A 15,048-nucleotide genomic window follows, 5' to 3' on the forward strand; every position below is an offset into this window, starting at 1 on the left:
AGTGAATAGCGTGATTCGAATGTCACGACGGCTGCGCGGCATCCGCGCGGGCGTCCGCTTTCGCGTTGTTTTTTGCGTGTTGAAGCTCTGCAAGTATTTCGAGTGCGCGGCCCTCGTCAGCCGCGAGGTCGACGAGAAAAGCCTCGTTGTTGACCTTGATCCACGACAGCGGCATGTCCCACCACGCGAGCTTCAGCAACTGCTCCCGTACTTTCTCGGGGAAGCGGAATCGCACCAACCTTGCCGGTGAGCCGACATAAATGCCGTAGGGTTCGCTGCGGAAGTTGGGCGGTATCAAGGAACGCGCACCGATAACACATCCACTTTCAATGACGCTACCACCCAGCAACATGGCCTCGTCGCCGATCCACACATCGTTGTGAATCACCGTATCGCCGTATTGCGGACTGCCGGGATTCAGCAGACCGTTGCCGTATATGCTGAACATGGTCGTCGATATCGACCGCATCTCGTGCTGGCCGTTCAGCACGAACTTCAGCCGCTGGCCACCCGCAACGTTTTTTCCCACGATCAGTTTCTGGGCCTCGCTGTCGTACTTGACGACCGAGCCGACGCCTAATCCTGAGCAACGGCCGATATGAAAGGTGCCCACCGTGGCCTCTTCGTCAAGCCAGGTTTTGAAGAAGTTGTTGGGGATCGTCGAAAACGCACCGTCCTTGTAGCCGATCACAATGAACTGCTTCGAGAGAGGATGTAAGGGCAAAACGCCGATGCTGTCGTCCGATGTAACAACGTTCATGCTTTACTCCGCGCACTCGTTCATGAAGCCGGTAACACGCGCAGCAATCTTCGCCGCGACGAGGCCATTCTTTTCCAGCAGATACCGATACTCACCGGCCTTGTCGAACCGGTCCGGCAAGCCGAGCAGGAGTTGCGGCGGCGCCGATTTCTTTGCCGCCTTGTATTCGGCGACCGCACTGCCGAGGCCGCCGATCACCGAATGCTCTTCTACCGTGACCAGCACCTTCGACGATGCCATCGCTGCATCGATCGCCGCCGTGTCGAGCGGCTTGAGCGTGTGCATATTGATCACGCCGACGGACTTGCCCTCGGCTTCCAGCAACTTCGCGGCTTCGAGCGACTCGTGCACCATCGTGCCGTTGGCGATGATGGTCACATCCGAGCCGGTGCGCAGCGTGATCGCGCGGCCGATCTGGAAGTCGTAGTCTTCGGTATAGACCGACGGGTTATTTACCGCGCCCGTCAGGCGGATGTACATCGGGCCTTTGAATTCGGCCGCGGCCTGCACGGTCTTGACGATCTCCACGCAGTCGGCCGGGCAGACCACCGTCATGTTCGGAATCGACCGCATCACCGCCGCGTCCTCGATGCCGTAGTGCGAGTTGCCGAGGAAGGCCATCGACACGCCGCTACCGATCGCCACCGCCTTGACGTTCATTTCCATGTAGCCGAGATTCATGCGGATCTGTTCGGCCGCGCGCATCGAGATGAACGGCGCGAACGACGTCGCGAACACGTTGTAGCCTTCTTTAGCGAGGCCGGCGGCGACACCGATCATGTTCTGCTCGGCGATGCCGATGTTCAGGAATTTCTCGGGGTAGGCCTTCTTGAAGCGATCCAGACCCGAAGAGTTACCCAGATCGGCCGACATCACCATCAGATCGTCGTACTTCTCGCCGACCGACAGAGCGGCCATACCGAACACGCCGCGCGAACCGAGCCGCGACCACTGACGTGCATTGCTTGCGTTGATTTCCAGCATTTTCGCGTCTCCGTTCATTCCACCGTGGCCGTCAACTCGGCGAGCGCCAGGTCGTAATTCGCCTTCGTCAGCCGGTTGTGATGCCACTCGTTATTGTTTTCCATGAACGAGATGCCCTTGCCCTTCACGGTATGCGCAACCAGCACGCGCGGACGGCCCGGCACCGGCGGCGCTTCGAAAGCGGCCAGCAGTTGGCCGATGTCATGGCCGTCCACTTCGTGCACGTCCCACATGAAACTGCGGAATTTCCCGGCGAGGTCTTGCAGATCCATGATCTGGGTCGCGTCGCCATCGCTCTGGAGTTTGTTGTAGTCGATCATCGCGACGAGGTTGTCGAGGCGCAGTTGCGCGGCCGACATCACCGCTTCCCACACCGAGCCCTCGTTGCACTCGCCGTCGCCGAGCAGCACGTAAGTCTTGTACGGACGCTGCTTCTTCTTCGCTGCCAACGCGATGCCGATCGCCATCGACAGGCCCTGCCCGAGGCTGCCGTTCGAAGACTCGATACCCAGATCCATGTTCATGACCGGATGAGCGATCAGGTCGCTGTCGTTCGTTTGAAAACTACTGAACACGGTTTCATCGATGACGCCCGCCGCCCGCAGCGCCGAAAAATAGCCGAGCACGCCATGTCCCTTGCTCAGGATGAAGCGATCGCGTTCCACCCAGCGCGGATTCGTTTTGTCATAGCGCAATTGACGCGCGTACAGCGTCGCCATGATTTCGACCATCGACAAGCCGCCGCCCAGGTGAGCGCTCAGATTGCAGTGATGGCTGACCTCAAGGATTTTCTGGCGCATGACGAGCGCCATATTTTCGATGTCGGAATAATTCATAGTGTCGTGTCCTTGATTCAAACCATGCCGCCGTCCACTCGCATGATCTGTCCGGTGACGAAGGAGGAGAGATCCGATGCGAGGAACAGCGCCATGTTGGCAATGTCCTGGGGTTCGGCCGCGCGCTTGAGCGCGGCCGATGCGATCAACTTGTCGCGCGCCGCCTCCGACATCTGGTCGAACATGTCGGTGCGGGTCACGCCGGGCGCAATGGCGTTGACGCGGATACCCGACGCGCCGAGTTCAGTCGCCATGCTTTGGGTGGCCCGCGCGAAAGCGGCCTTGCTGGAGCCGTAAGCCAACGTGCCAGGATCGGCGACCATCGCGGCGGTCGACGCGATATTGATGATCGAACCGGCCTTGTTGCGCGCCATCGAACGAGCGAGCCCCTGGGTCAACAGGATCTGGCTGAAGAAGTTGATCTCGAAGAGACGCCGCAATTCCGTCATCGAGGTCATCTGGAAGATCGCACCGCTCGCCACTCCGGCGTTGTTCACCAGCACGTCGACGCGCGGCGCGACGGCCATGATTTGCCGGACCGCGGTTTTCACCGAAGCTTCATCGGCGAGGTCCACGCTCACCGCTTGCGCAGTGACGCCATGTTCCTGTTCAAGCGAGCCCAACCAGTCGAGCGTCTCGGGTTTCGTCTCACGCACGCAAGCGATCACACCCGCGCCCTGAGCCGCGAAGGTTTCGGTAATCGCCCGGCCGATGCCCCGGTTCGCACCGGTAATCACAGCCACCTTGTCTTTTAGCAACATTGCAAATCCCTGCTTGTCGTACGTTGATCCGCTTTCACAGCGAATCGGTGCTGCGCCAGATCGTGCCGCGCAGGTAGACCGGTTCGAGTATCGTCCAGTCGTCGGTGTCGAGTTCATTGCCGGCGGGAAACGGCGGCACGGCGCCCGCCGAGGCCTGCTTCAGGACGCGCCGGTCGGTGTAATAGGCCCGCATCACGTGGGTGAGGAAACTCGAAAAGACACGCACGTTCACCACCTTGCAAGCGTTGATCGCGGCAAGCCGCTGTGTTGCGTCGAGTTGATCGAACCGCTGACCGAACCTCTCCTGGGCCACACCGCCAAGCATCGTCACGAAGGCCTCGACCTGGTCGAACGCATGATGACGCAACTGGTAGGCCTCGAAATCCAGCGCCGAAGCCGGCGGCATATCCAGGGCGGCGTCGCCCGGCAGCATCGTGTCGAGAATGAGTTCGAGCATGATCAACTCACCAGTTGAGGCAGATTGCGGCGCAGATGATCACACGCCATCAGCGTCAGCGCCTGGGCCGTCGCCACCGGATTGACCGCACCCGAGGTCACGAAAATACTGCTGTCGACGATGAACAGATTTTTCACCGCGTGTGCCTGACCGAATCTGTTGACCACCGAACTGGCCGGATCGTTGCCCATGCGGGCCGTCCCCATCAGATGCCAGCCGGTATGTTTCACCGGAGCGAACGACGCCGTGACATTCGCGCCCGCTGCGGCAAATACCTGCTTGCTCATTTCCAGACCGTGCTTGAGCATGCGGCTCGTGTTGTCGCTGAGCTTGTAGAAAACCTTGACGCCCGGCATGCCGCTCGAATCGCAGTGCTCGGTATCAAGCTCGACGCGATTGTCCAGCTCCGGCAGATCTTCAGAAATCACCGCGATGCCGGCTGTCCGGTTGAAGAGGCGATTGAATTTCTGGTGATGGTCCGCACCGATCGACACCTGGCGCATGAAGTAGCCGGACACCGCCGTCTCGACCGGAGGCGCACCGCGTAACACCTGCATCGTGTAACCGCGTACGAAGTCGCGCTCCTTTGCCGTCTCGTAGAACTGCTGGCTGAGGATGCTGCAACCATGCGGCCCGATGCTGGAGCGCAAATCCTGTTCGAATACGCCTTCGGTGTACGCGAGCGGATGCAGCATCAGATTACGGCCGACCAGTCCCTGCTCGTTCAGCAGGCCGTCGGGAAACGCGCTCGACCTGGAGTTCAACAGCAACCGCGGCGTACCGATGCCGCTACACGCCACCACCACGACGCGCGCATCGAGACGATGCTGCGCGCCTTTCGCATCCAGATAGATCACGCCGTTTGCAAGACCGCGCCCATCGAGCGTGATTTCACGGACGCGGCATTCCGTCATGACCTCGACGCCCTGGCGGCGCGCAACCGGCCAATAGGTGACATCCACGCTGCCTTTGGCGCTCTGCGCGCAACCCGTATTGCAAGGACCGAGATTGATGCACGTGCCACGGTTGCCATGCTTGTGGGTATTGATCGCGCTATACGAGGGCCACCAGTGCCAGCCCAATTCGTTGAACGCCGTCGCCATCGTGCGTCCCATGGGGCCGAGCGGCACGGGCGGCAACAAGCTCTCGTAGTCGGGATTGGCGGGATCGCCCACCAATCCGGCCACGCCCATCATGCGTTCGTTCTCGGCGAAGAACGGCTTCAGTTCGTCGTAGCCGAGGGGCCAGTCGTCGCCCACGCCATCCAGGCTGCGGGTACGAAAGTCGGACGGATGAAAGCGCGGAAAGTGCGCCGAATACAGAATCGTGCTGCCGCCGAAGCCATTGAAATTGGCGATGGAAATCGGCGAGGCCGAGTCGTCGATCGGATAGTCGGCGGGGTTGCGCCGCACGGACGGGTTGGAGCTATACGCTGCGGAACGGCTCAGTTCCCAATCGACGGACGTCGACGGGTAATCGGACGGTTGCGCGACCGAGCCCTGCTCGAGGCACACAATGCGCAACGAGCGGTCGAGGCTCAGGCTCCAGGCGGCGGCAGCACCGCTCGCGCCGGAACCAATGATCACAATGTCCGCGACGTCTTTCATACCGGCGTTTTTTTCTTCGGCAGATATTGTTCGAGGATTTGCGGAATGGTGATCAGCATGTCGGCTTCGCAAGCAATCTCGCCGTCGACCGTCGCGACGCCACGACCCTTGCAGATGCCGCGCTTCCACGACAACACCTGCGTGTCGATTTCGAATTTCTTGCCCGGCAGGACTTCCTTGCGATAGCGCACCGTGTGCTGCAACGCGTGCGTGACCATGCCCTTCAGACCAGGCAACGTGGTGATGGCCACGGTCAGCATCTGCGCGAGCGCTTCGAGCTGCAGCGCGCCGGGCATATTCGGGCCGCCCGGAAAATGCACCGGGAAGTACCACTCGTTCATCGTCAGGTTCTTGTAGCCGCGCGCAAACTTGCCCGGGCTGACTTCATCGACATGGTCGATCATCAGGAACGGGTAGCGATTCGGCTGGTAATCCTGCAGTTCGACGCAATTGAGACTGAACGTTTCCATCTATTCCTCGGGTAATCGGTGCGTCATTGAATCTCGACGACGCGCGAAAGACTCGCGACGACGTCGTAGCCATCCCACACGACATTCATATCCAGTGCGCGCCCCACCGGGACCACCCGGTCGATGCCGCGCAGCCGCTGCGAGACGACAAAATCCTGCAACTGTTCTTTATCGACGCCGAAGTAGGTGAGCGTCTGGTAGCGCTCGTTGACGATCGGCGCGAGTTCATTCAGCGAAGCGATCGTGACTTCGTGAATCGTGCCGAAGTAACCGCGGCATTCGTCCTGATCCGCCACGACCTTCGACAACTCGACCCGGTAAAGCAGATTGCCGTGCTGGCGGATCGCCACGACCTGCTCGTTGTCGTAGGCATGGCGGCAGGCCTGCACGTATTTGTCCATCACCTGCACCGGCTCAGGCGTATAACGCGGCGTCAGATGCTCGACCAGCGCCGGCCAAAGGCGCTCTTTGGCGGCGTCGACATCGCGCGGCTTGCCGATCCACGCCACCAGTTGCGGCGAAGAACAGGCGGCCTGGTCCATCAGGTACAGATCGTTGAAGAGGTGATTGCACAGCGCGCGCAGGCCTTCGGTGTCGAGCGCCAGCACGGCCTGCGGCTCCATCACCGACAACGAATACCGGTCGGAAAACGCCACTTCGCGCGAACGCGGCCGGCACGGCAGGCTGCGCATATAGTCGACCGTCTTGTCGCCACCCCACACGAGGCGTGCATCGGCCACGCCGAGCCAGAAACGGTTCAGTTCGTCGTCGCGTTCGAAGCGCGTCAGCGCGATACAGTCCGCGAGCAGCGCATGACGCTCCTGTTTCAGCAATTCAGCGATCACCTCGACGATCAGTTGCGCGGTGGCCGAGTCACGCGAAGGCAAACGCAGCACGCAGGTATTGCCCGCGAGCAAGCCGAACGCGAGAGAAAACGCGAAATTCACCGGAACGTTCGACGGGCAGATGTGAAACGACAGGCCGAGACCCAGGCGCACTTCGTTGCGCGAGCTCTGTTTGTTAGCCAGCTGCGTCAGATTCGAGCGACGGCACCAATACGCAAAACTCACGACATCGGCCAAGGCGCGCGACTCGGGCCGCGCCAGCAACGCGCGCGACAGGTCGGCGAGAAACTCGAGGCGTGCGGCGTCGAACACCGGTGCGGGTTCGTTGGACACCTGCTCCGGATGTCCTACCAGGATCTCGGTCCTGCGCCGGATGTCATCGGGAATACGTATCACTGCAACCTCGTGTCTCTGCGTTCTGGATGCGACCGTGCACTTTGAAGTACGTCCCCATGCGTCCGCATGCACAATCGTCGACGCCGACGATTTCGCCCAGGTCTTCGCTCAGCAGCGAGTGCCCCGGATAGCTGTGCGGAATGACCGACAGCAACTGGATCAAGCCAGCCTTGCCGGGCGGCAGTGCGCTGAAATCCAGCGGATCGCGCACGATCACCTCCGACCACGACGACGCGTGCAGATGGCCGTGTTCGCACTCGACGAAAATCGAACCCGTCTGTTCGACCATGCCGTAGTAGTTGTGCACGCGCTTTACGCCTGCTGCGTGTGCCAACCGGAGCTTGAACTCCTCCGTGCTCACGGCTTGTGACTGAAGCTGCTTCCAGCCGCCGCCGTGGATCAGGATGCCGTGCTCGAGCGGTAGCGTGTCGCCGCACGCCTCGAGCGCCTGGACGAAGTGTTGCCAGACGATGAACGTAAAGCCAAACAACAGAATCGGCTGATCCGGATACTTCTCGAGAAAGCGGCGCACGCCGTCGAGGTTGAGCGACATGTCGTCGTTCAACGCAAATTCCACCTCGCGTCCGAAGATCGAAAATCCGAGAATACCGGCCGTGCGCGCGGAGAAGCGATAGCGGTCGGCCACTGTGGCGCGGCAGTCGATCACCAGCATCGGCAGCCGCTTCGGGCCGATGAAATTGCCGACGATCCGCGACAGCACCTTCACCTGCAGCGCCGAGGTCTGCTTGTCGAGGAAAATCTGCGAGACGCTTTGGCCGCTGGTGCCCGACGAAGTCATCGTCTTGATGACCTCGGCTTTCGGCACACTCAGCAGTTGCTCGTGCTTGAAGAGCCGCACCGGCAGGAACGGCAGTGCAGGCAAGCCGGCCGCCTCGCGTGGCGTGCCGAATTTATCCACGATCGCGTGATACTGCGAACAGGCGCCGTAGTGCCAGTCCGTCAGGCGCTGGAGTTCGTCCAGCAGCACGCGTTCCTTGTCCGCCTTCGCCAGCCCGAAGACCGGCCATTGCGTCACGTCGCTCAGGACAGTTGGCTCAGACATTGATAGTCCACCTTTCCTGTGGGGAGGCGCGGCAATTCATGCAGCAGGTTCACCGCGACAACCGACGGATGAAGTCCCAGCGACTTCGCCATATCCTGCCGAAGTTCGTCGGAGGCGAGCTCCGTTGCGTTGCCGACGTGAATCACCAGCTTGTCGTCGCTGCCGTGGGCCGCACAGGCAAGGCCCTTGTCGGCGGCGAGCCGCTCGACGGCGTCGAGCGAGATGCGAATACCGAGGATTTTCAGAAAGCGATGACGCCGGCCTTCGATAAAGAAGCAACCGTCCGCATCGATGCGAGCGAGATCGCCCGTACGCAGTTGACCGTGGTTCGCGTCGCCGAGCCTGAGATCGTCGGCACTTTCGGCGTAACCCATCGAGACGTTCGGGCCCGCGTAAATCAGCTCGCCCACTTCGCCCGGCTCGGTAATCATGCGGCCGTCGTCGCTCTCGAGCCAAAGACGGCCGCCCGGAATCGCCCGGCCAATGCTGCCAGATTTGCTCGCCATTTCTTCCGGCGCCAGGTAGGCGATACGTGCGGTGGCTTCGGTCTGCCCGTACATCGAGAAAAAGCGAATGCCTTTTTCGCGGCAGATGTCGGCAACCTGCTGCACCTTGGCCGGGTCCATGCGGCCGCCTGCCTGCGTCAGCGTGCGCACCGAGGGCATATTGATGCGTGCGAGGCGCAGTTTGAGCAGGATGTCGTAGCTGTACGGCACACCGGCGAAACTCGTCACCTGATGCTCGTTGACCTGCTTCCAGAAAGCCGGCGCCATGAGCGAGTCGTCCGAAAGGACCAGCGAAGCACCGGCCAGCAGATGACTGTTGATGACCGACAGACCGTACGAGTAATGAAACGGCAACGACGTGACGGCTCGCTCCTGCGGCGTGATCGCGAGGTATTCGGCGATCGACGCGGCGTTCGCAGCGAGGTTTTGCGCGGTGAGTCGCACGAGTTTCGGTGATCCTGTCGAGCCTGACGTGGCCATCAGCAACGCAAGGTCGGGATGCAATTCGTGATGCGCCGCATCGGGGCGGTGATACAGACCGTATGCGCCCTCTGCGTGCGTCAACGTGCCGTAGCCCGCCTCGGAGCCTTCCGTCGCGGCGAAGATGTACGCCGGATCGTACGTGCGAATCAATCTGTCCAACTGCGCCTGATCGAGCCCCCGGCCGAGCAGGAGCGGCACCGTCTCGCGCGCCTGCGAGGCGAGATAACACAGCAGCGTCGGCAGATCGTTGCCGCCCAGGATAAAGATCAGTTGCCGTGCGGGCAACCGGCTCGCCAGTCGGTCGATAGCCTGATGCAGGTCCGCATAGCCAAGCGTGACCCCGCCCGCTGCGATGAGAGCGGTGCGTTCAGGATATTGCCGACTGACGAGCCCGGATTTCATACTTCGACGCCGTACTTCTTGAGCTTGTCGATGCCGATCGTGTACGAGCCGAATTCGATGATGTCGTCCGTCTCCATCATGATCTGGAACGCGTCTTCGAGTGCCGCGATCATGCCCATATGGCCGACCGAGTCCCACGCGGGGACGCACTGATAGACGAATTCCGCATTGAGGGCGTCGCGCGGAACCGAGAAGGAGTCCATGAAGACCTTGTCGTACGTATCTTTGTTCGTCATTGCTTTACCAATCTCACTTGAAGACCTTGCGGTCGTTGTTAGGGCGAGCCACGCGCGCGGGATTGCCCAATGCGATCACATCGTCGGGGATATCGCTGTACACGACCGAGCCCATGCCGATGATCGAATTCGACCCGATGCGCACGCCTTCCTTGATCAGCGCACCCATGCCGAGGTAGCTGTTGGCGCCGATCACGCAGGCGCCGCCGATGTTCACCATCGAAGAGACAACCGTGTGGTCGCCGATCTCCACGTCGTGACCCACGATCGACATGGTGTTCACGCAGGCGTGGCGGCCGAGCTTCGCGTCGCTGGAAACCGAACAGAGCGGCGTGATCACCACGCCTTCGCCGAGCATCGCGCTCTCTACCACCAGCGAACTCGTATCGACCACGCGACCGGGCCGCGCGTGCGCGAGGCGCAGCTTTTCGCCGAGCTTCTCGCGCGCAGCGGGTTCACCCAACGCAATCACGAACTCGGCCTGGTCGAGGTGCTGCTGTACTTCGGGGTCGTCGAAGCGATAGACCGCGGCGCCGTAGTGCGTGCGCTCGGTGCGGATATCGTCGACGAAGCTGATCTGCTCCCAGCGTTTGCTGACCGCGTTCTGGCGTCGCGCGACGTCCATGACTTCCTTACCGAAGCCACCCGCGCCATATACAAAAAGTCTCAAAGTCACGATTTCAACCACGCCAAGGAAGGACCAACGCCGGGTGTGCACGCGAGACGATCGGCCGATCAGGCGCCGACGCCCCGTGCAACATTTTCCGAAATTATGCCGGTGGCCCGCCGGGGTCGATCCTGGGAGATAGCACGGGAATAGCCTCCAATTTGGCGCATGGCCCAGCGGGCCGGGGCGCTCGGCGGTGTTCGCAGGGATTTGGCGGCTTTCGGAGACATTTGAGCCGGGTGGCCGCAGCTTTTGCATCGGTAAACTGCGCTATGCGCAGCCGCCGTGATTATCGAATCCATTCCTGACGTATTTTCAACGCCGAGCGCGTTTCCTTAACCGAATTAAATCGAATTGCCGTGAACGCCTTTATTCAATGGGCATTGGCGCCGTCAGAACATAAAATATCGGCTTAAAAGTTCTACAAAAGCTGCAATAACCGCTTTACCCGATTAGACTGTCGCTCGCTTAAAGTTCGATCCACCGTTTTCGATGAGGCTTTCATGATTCGCACGATGCGCCGATGCTGGTTTGCCATCACCGTTGTTGCTCTTTCCGCCTGCTCGGTGACGCCGCACCGCGACGCGAACGAGCCGCAGAGCGGCGCATCGACGACGGCGCTGCCTTCGTGGAACGACACGGCGGAGAAGCGCTCGATCGTGGACTTCGTCACGCTGGTGACGACGCCCGAGTCCAAGGATTTCATTTCGCGTGCCGACCGGATCGCCGTCTTCGACAACGACGGCACCTTGTGGCCGGAGCAGCCCGCTTCGGTGCAACTGGTGTTTGCGCTGCAGCGCGTGAAGACAGTGGCGGCAAAGCATCCGGAATGGAAACGGCAGGAACCGTTCCGCTCGATCCTGAAGGGTAATCTCAAGAACGTGGCCGCAAGCGGCGACGCCGGCTCGATGCGCGTGCTCGCGGCGGCCCACGCCGGCATGACCGGCGACCAGTTCGCCGCGCTCGTGCACGAATGGTTCGATTCCGCGAGCGATCCGCACTTCAATCGCGCCTACACCGATCTCGCGTATCAGCCGATGCTCGAGTTACTCGCTTATCTGCGCGCCAACGGCTTTAAAACCTATCTCGTGACCGGCAGCGATGTCGAATTCGTGCGCGAGGTCGCGCAACGGATGGTCGGCATTCCGCCCGAGCAGGTGATCGGCAGCACGGTGAAATACCGCTACAGCCAGACGAACGGCGCGGTCTCGTTGGTCAGGCTCGCACAGGTCGACAACCTGGTGGACGGCGCGGCCAAGCCGCTGGCCATCGATCGCGTGATCGGCCGACGCCCGGTGATCGCGATCGGCAATTCGGACGGCGATGTGCCGATGCTCGAATGGACGTCGGCGGGCGACGGCCCGCGCCTGGCCGCGCTGGTGCATCACACGGACGCGCAGCGGGAATATGCCTACGACCGCACGTCGAAAAGCGGCAAGCTCGACAAAGGTCTCGACGAAGCCGCTGCGAAGGGCTGGCTGCTTCTGGATATGAAAGACGACTGGAAGACGGTGTTCAGGCCGGAGAGCGCGGCAACGGCTGGAACCGGGGCAACAGCCGGAACGGCTGGCGCAGCGGCGCCAGCCAACTAGCTTTTCTGCGGAGCGAATGGACGTCTCGCGCCGGAGGCGACTCAGCGCGACTCAGCGCGACAGCGTAGTCGCCAGGTAGGTTACGTACAGCGCGCCGCAAACCAGCAGCGCCCACACCGGCACGCCTCGCTCCCGCACATTGATCCGCAACCAGGCGGCAGCAGCCAGCGTAATGACGATACCCGTCACTACTTCGATGCGCGGCGTCCAGGGCGTCAGCAGAATCCCGATCGCGGGCAGCAAGGTGCCCTGAAACACCATCGCGCCGGTGATGTTGCCGAACGCGAGCGTGTCCTTGCCGCGGCGAATCCACAGAATGCTGTTGACCTTCTCCGGCAGCTCGGTCGCAATCGGAATAATCAGCAGCGACAGCAGCAGCGGCGACACGCGGAACGCCTGCGAAACACCTCGCACGCCATGGATGAACCCTTCGGCGCCCCACACCAGCAACGCGACGGCGAGCGCCAGTTGCAACCCGATCGTCGCAAGATTGGTCGGCACGCCGAGTCGCGACAAGAGCATCTTGCCGGGCGCCTCCGTGCCGTGGCCCGCGTCGACCAGTTGCCCGGACGCGCGGAACGTCATCACCACGTACGTGATGTACACGCCGACGAGCGCCACGCTGAAAAGCGCGCGCACGATCATCTGTTCGTGCGGCACATACATCGCCGCCGCAGCCAGCACGAAAGCGCACAGGAAATAGTTGAGATCGCGCGTGAAGCCGGTGCGCTCAGGCTTGACCCAGCCGCTCGCGCCACGTGAGCGGAGGATCGCGAGCGTCATCAGAAAGGTGGAGAGGGTGGAGAGCATCAGCGGTGCGCCGAGAATCGCGCCGACGCCGATCTCCTGATTGACCGTGCTATCCGTCGTGCCGCCGGCAATCGCTAGCAAGGGCACGAGAGTCTCGGGCAGCGCCGTGCCGACCGCCGCGAACAGCGAACCCGTTACGCCTTCGGAGATTTTCAGCCGCTCGCCCAGATGTTCGAGCGCATTGGTGAAGAGTTCAGCCGCCGCCAGAATGACGATCAGCATGATGCCGAGTTCGAACAGAAGACCGGTCATGCGCGACTCCCTGCCACCGGGCAAAGCAGGTGAGGCAGCGAACGGCCAACAAAGGAATCTGACGGGATACGACGATGTTTCACAAGGCAACTCCGCGGTCGGACGCAGTGACGAACCATGACGCACCGCCACCCGTCCGACCAGAACGAAGCAGTACGTCAATGGTCTCGCCAAACCGACCCGGTCGAACGCGCCATGACCCGCAGGCCAAGTATGTTGACGCGCTCTCCTTCGATGGATGAAGGAAGGCTACTCCCCAGTGACCGAAGGATTCTAACGGCAGTCACGGCTTTCAACAAGCTTATAGGAATGGGAGGCCGGCAAGGTGCGAAGCCCGTCGCGTGAATGCCTAGTTGAAGTGATATTGAAGGCCGACGGTGTAACTGTTGTTACGCCGTCGAGTGCCGTCGTGATTGCTCCAGTCGGTCGTCCATTCGCCGAGCGCACTCGTGTGCCGGGCGAATTTGTATTCGACGCCCAGTCCCCAATGAAGGCGTGTGCTCGGTTCCTGCGCCGTGAAGCCGAGCCGCGCGTACGGCATGATCTGCTGGAACGGCATGCCGAATCTCGCATCGATACCACCGTCTTTGCCGGTGCTCGAGCCGTTATGAAGATCGGCGAAGGCTTCGGCGCCGATCACGAAACGGTCGACGTCGACGTTGTAGCCGGCCGTGAAGCCAGGGAACACCGTGTTGTGCGATGCCCTGCTGATAGCGCCGGACGCGTTGGAATTATTCACACCCAGTTTGAGCCCCACGTAAGGGCCGGCAAACTGACTGCCGTTGGCGAGCGGCGACTCGGCTTGCGCACGCACGGCGCCGGACAGCAGAACGATGGATATGGCCAGAATCAGCCGGGATATTTTATTCATGACCTGCTAACCAATACATTGGGCAGGCGAATGACTTCGCCCAAACCTGCTTAATCAATAGGAAAGCGCCGACACATAGGTCGCTTCGGGAGTGGCCAGCGTTTATTCAATTCGCATGGTCAACGCATGCTATTTAAGCGGTCGGGCAGCTGCAATGGGATGTTTCTGCAAACGGGCGAGCACAAATCCGTTTGCAGTTAATCGCACAGAAAAATGACGGATATTTAAGGTGATTTTGTAAATCGCGGGGGTGGGGTAGGAGGCGTGTGATTGCGACGTCGGTTTTATGTGGCGATTCTGTGAAAACAAAAAAGGGCTTAGCGCGCAATGCGTGCGTCGTTACCCCACTGATGTCGCTCAGCACACCCAACTCGTGTCGTTTCCGGAGTTTTTCGACCAGATTTCAGGATGGACAGCCGGCTCAGAAGACAGGTATCCGAATCGGCAACGACCTAGGCTTCCGATGCTGGTCAGGCAACCAGCGTCAAGTCTACTAGGACGCGAAGCAAAGAGCTTCCACCGTAGCATGAGGAAGACGCTCCGGCGAGCAACGACATGACGACCGAATGGTCGTCGCCAGTATGGCCTGGCTTCGATCCATACCGGTACTCCGGCTGGGTCGGAGTATCGATGCCGCTGTAAGAGCGGCATTTTTTTTCGCATGTAGAGCTTGCCATCGGTCTGTCATCAGTCAAGAGCGGCCACTCGGCCTTGATACGTGGATCGTCGACGACAATCGCTTCCATCAACGTGCACATTTACTGGAGAAGCGCACGGTCGTATCTGGCAATACGGGTGAACGGCACCACCCTGAATGGGTCCTCGCCGAACGATGGCGACTTCAATGACGAGATCGTAGAACTTACGGGGCTTCAGTCGCGGCAGCATCGACATCTGCGCGCGCGATTCGATCTGAAATACGCCTACCTTATCCGCCCGGGAAATCATCTCGTATGTTGGCGTGTCTTCTGCGGGGATGTCCTGTATCTAGAATCCCTCGCCGCGTCGTTCTGAAACCACGCGCCGGTCCAGGATTGCTCCAGCAGGGAA

15 protein-coding genes, 1 pseudogene and 1 riboswitch are annotated in these 15,048 nt (G+C 60.9%); of the genes and pseudogenes, 1 reads left to right on the forward strand and 15 read right to left on the reverse strand.

From position 1 onward, the window contains the following. Nucleotides 1-22: 22 nt before the first annotated feature. Genes FQ705_RS19645 through FQ705_RS19700 form a run of 12 tightly spaced genes read right to left on the reverse strand, consistent with a single transcriptional unit; the run spans nucleotide 23 to nucleotide 10,482 of the window. Nucleotides 23-760: an acetyltransferase gene (locus tag FQ705_RS19645; protein ID WP_144143730.1), complete on the reverse strand. Its 738-nt coding sequence runs from the start codon at nucleotides 758-760 to the stop codon at nucleotides 23-25. Between the two features lie 3 nt (nucleotides 761-763). Further along, nucleotides 764-1,744: a transketolase family protein gene (locus FQ705_RS19650; RefSeq protein ID WP_144143731.1), complete on the reverse strand. Its 981-nt coding sequence runs from the start codon at nucleotides 1,742-1,744 to the stop codon at nucleotides 764-766. Between the two features lie 14 nt (nucleotides 1,745-1,758). Beyond that, nucleotides 1,759-2,580, reverse strand: a complete 822-nt coding sequence (locus FQ705_RS19655; protein WP_144143732.1) for a transketolase — start codon at nucleotides 2,578-2,580, stop codon at nucleotides 1,759-1,761. Nucleotides 2,581-2,597: 17 nt separating this feature from the next. Then, on the reverse strand, nucleotides 2,598-3,341 hold the full coding sequence (locus FQ705_RS19660) for an SDR family NAD(P)-dependent oxidoreductase (RefSeq protein ID WP_144143733.1): 744 nt from the start codon (nucleotides 3,339-3,341) through the stop codon (nucleotides 2,598-2,600). A 34-nt stretch (nucleotides 3,342-3,375) separates the two neighbouring features. Then, on the reverse strand, nucleotides 3,376-3,798 hold the full coding sequence (locus FQ705_RS19665) for a hypothetical protein (protein WP_186307922.1): 423 nt from the start codon (nucleotides 3,796-3,798) through the stop codon (nucleotides 3,376-3,378). Between the two features lie 2 nt (nucleotides 3,799-3,800). Next, nucleotides 3,801-5,405, reverse strand: coding sequence for a GMC family oxidoreductase (locus FQ705_RS19670; protein ID WP_144143735.1), 1,605 nt, complete (start codon nucleotides 5,403-5,405; stop codon nucleotides 3,801-3,803). Further along, complete coding sequence (gene fabZ, locus FQ705_RS19675; protein ID WP_144143736.1) at nucleotides 5,402-5,875, reverse strand: 3-hydroxyacyl-ACP dehydratase FabZ; 474 nt, start codon at nucleotides 5,873-5,875, stop codon at nucleotides 5,402-5,404. The genes FQ705_RS19670 and fabZ overlap by 4 nt, the downstream gene beginning before the upstream one ends. 23 nt (nucleotides 5,876-5,898) lie before the next feature. Further along, on the reverse strand, nucleotides 5,899-7,053 hold the full coding sequence (locus FQ705_RS19680) for an acyl-CoA reductase (protein ID WP_260854567.1): 1,155 nt from the start codon (nucleotides 7,051-7,053) through the stop codon (nucleotides 5,899-5,901). A 43-nt stretch (nucleotides 7,054-7,096) separates the two neighbouring features. After that, entirely contained in the window at nucleotides 7,097-8,179 is a 1,083-nt protein-coding gene (locus FQ705_RS19685) for an acyl-protein synthetase (protein WP_144143738.1), read from the reverse strand. Then, nucleotides 8,158-9,570 carry an AMP-binding protein gene (locus FQ705_RS19690; RefSeq protein ID WP_144143739.1) on the reverse strand — a complete coding sequence of 471 codons (1,413 nt, stop codon included), beginning with the start codon at nucleotides 9,568-9,570 and terminating at the stop codon, nucleotides 8,158-8,160. Before FQ705_RS19690 ends, FQ705_RS19685 begins: the two co-directional genes overlap by 22 nt. Further along, the gene (locus FQ705_RS19695) at nucleotides 9,567-9,806 is read right to left on the reverse strand and encodes an acyl carrier protein (RefSeq protein WP_144143740.1); all 240 of its coding nucleotides are present in this window, start codon (nucleotides 9,804-9,806) and stop codon (nucleotides 9,567-9,569) included. Before FQ705_RS19695 ends, FQ705_RS19690 begins: the two co-directional genes overlap by 4 nt. Before the next feature lie 13 nt (nucleotides 9,807-9,819). Next, nucleotides 9,820-10,482: an acetyltransferase gene (locus FQ705_RS19700; protein WP_144143741.1), complete on the reverse strand. Its 663-nt coding sequence runs from the start codon at nucleotides 10,480-10,482 to the stop codon at nucleotides 9,820-9,822. 494 nt (nucleotides 10,483-10,976) lie between these two features. Here FQ705_RS19700 and FQ705_RS19705 point away from each other — a divergent pair, with 494 nt between their 5' ends. Beyond that, nucleotides 10,977-12,065, forward strand: coding sequence for an HAD family hydrolase (locus FQ705_RS19705; protein ID WP_144143742.1), 1,089 nt, complete (start codon nucleotides 10,977-10,979; stop codon nucleotides 12,063-12,065). Between the two features lie 51 nt (nucleotides 12,066-12,116). Here the strand turns inward: FQ705_RS19705 and FQ705_RS19710 are convergent, their stop codons facing one another. The 3 genes and pseudogenes from FQ705_RS19710 to FQ705_RS34575 form a co-directional block, all read right to left on the reverse strand. Further along, nucleotides 12,117-13,127, reverse strand: a complete 1,011-nt coding sequence (locus FQ705_RS19710; RefSeq protein WP_144143743.1) for a sodium:calcium antiporter — start codon at nucleotides 13,125-13,127, stop codon at nucleotides 12,117-12,119. Nucleotides 13,128-13,222: 95 nt separating this feature from the next. Then, a riboswitch (yybP-ykoY riboswitch) is annotated at nucleotides 13,223-13,397 on the reverse strand. Between the two features lie 79 nt (nucleotides 13,398-13,476). Further along, complete coding sequence (locus FQ705_RS19715) at nucleotides 13,477-13,998, reverse strand: outer membrane protein (protein ID WP_144143744.1); 522 nt, start codon at nucleotides 13,996-13,998, stop codon at nucleotides 13,477-13,479. A gap of 759 nt (nucleotides 13,999-14,757) precedes the next feature. Beyond that, a pseudogene (locus FQ705_RS34575) lies at nucleotides 14,758-14,985 on the reverse strand (hypothetical protein); the annotation flags it as partial. Nucleotides 14,986-15,048: the final 63 nt, after the last annotated feature.

Source organism: Paraburkholderia sp. BCC1884 (assembly GCF_900996225.1).
Taxonomy (GTDB): domain Bacteria; phylum Pseudomonadota; class Gammaproteobacteria; order Burkholderiales; family Burkholderiaceae; genus Paraburkholderia.

Excerpts from the sequence above, each read along its gene's own strand:
- FQ705_RS19645 (WP_144143730.1), bottom strand. The coding sequence starts at position 760 with ATGAACGTTGTTACATCGGACGACAGCATCGGCGTTTTGCCCTTACAT.
- FQ705_RS19650 (WP_144143731.1), bottom strand. The coding sequence starts at position 1,744 with ATGCTGGAAATCAACGCAAGCAATGCACGTCAGTGGTCGCGGCTCGGT.
- FQ705_RS19655 (WP_144143732.1), bottom strand. The coding sequence starts at position 2,580 with ATGAATTATTCCGACATCGAAAATATGGCGCTCGTCATGCGCCAGAAA.
- FQ705_RS19660 (WP_144143733.1), bottom strand. The coding sequence starts at position 3,341 with ATGTTGCTAAAAGACAAGGTGGCTGTGATTACCGGTGCGAACCGGGGC.
- FQ705_RS19665 (WP_186307922.1), bottom strand. The coding sequence starts at position 3,798 with ATGCTCGAACTCATTCTCGACACGATGCTGCCGGGCGACGCCGCCCTG.
- FQ705_RS19670 (WP_144143735.1), bottom strand. The coding sequence starts at position 5,405 with ATGAAAGACGTCGCGGACATTGTGATCATTGGTTCCGGCGCGAGCGGT.
- fabZ (WP_144143736.1), bottom strand. The coding sequence starts at position 5,875 with ATGGAAACGTTCAGTCTCAATTGCGTCGAACTGCAGGATTACCAGCCG.
- FQ705_RS19685 (WP_144143738.1), bottom strand. The coding sequence starts at position 8,179 with ATGTCTGAGCCAACTGTCCTGAGCGACGTGACGCAATGGCCGGTCTTC.
- FQ705_RS19690 (WP_144143739.1), bottom strand. The coding sequence starts at position 9,570 with ATGAAATCCGGGCTCGTCAGTCGGCAATATCCTGAACGCACCGCTCTC.
- FQ705_RS19695 (WP_144143740.1), bottom strand. The coding sequence starts at position 9,806 with ATGACGAACAAAGATACGTACGACAAGGTCTTCATGGACTCCTTCTCG.
- FQ705_RS19705 (WP_144143742.1), top strand. The coding sequence starts at position 10,977 with ATGATTCGCACGATGCGCCGATGCTGGTTTGCCATCACCGTTGTTGCT.
- FQ705_RS19710 (WP_144143743.1), bottom strand. The coding sequence starts at position 13,127 with ATGACCGGTCTTCTGTTCGAACTCGGCATCATGCTGATCGTCATTCTG.
- FQ705_RS19715 (WP_144143744.1), bottom strand. The coding sequence starts at position 13,998 with ATGAATAAAATATCCCGGCTGATTCTGGCCATATCCATCGTTCTGCTG.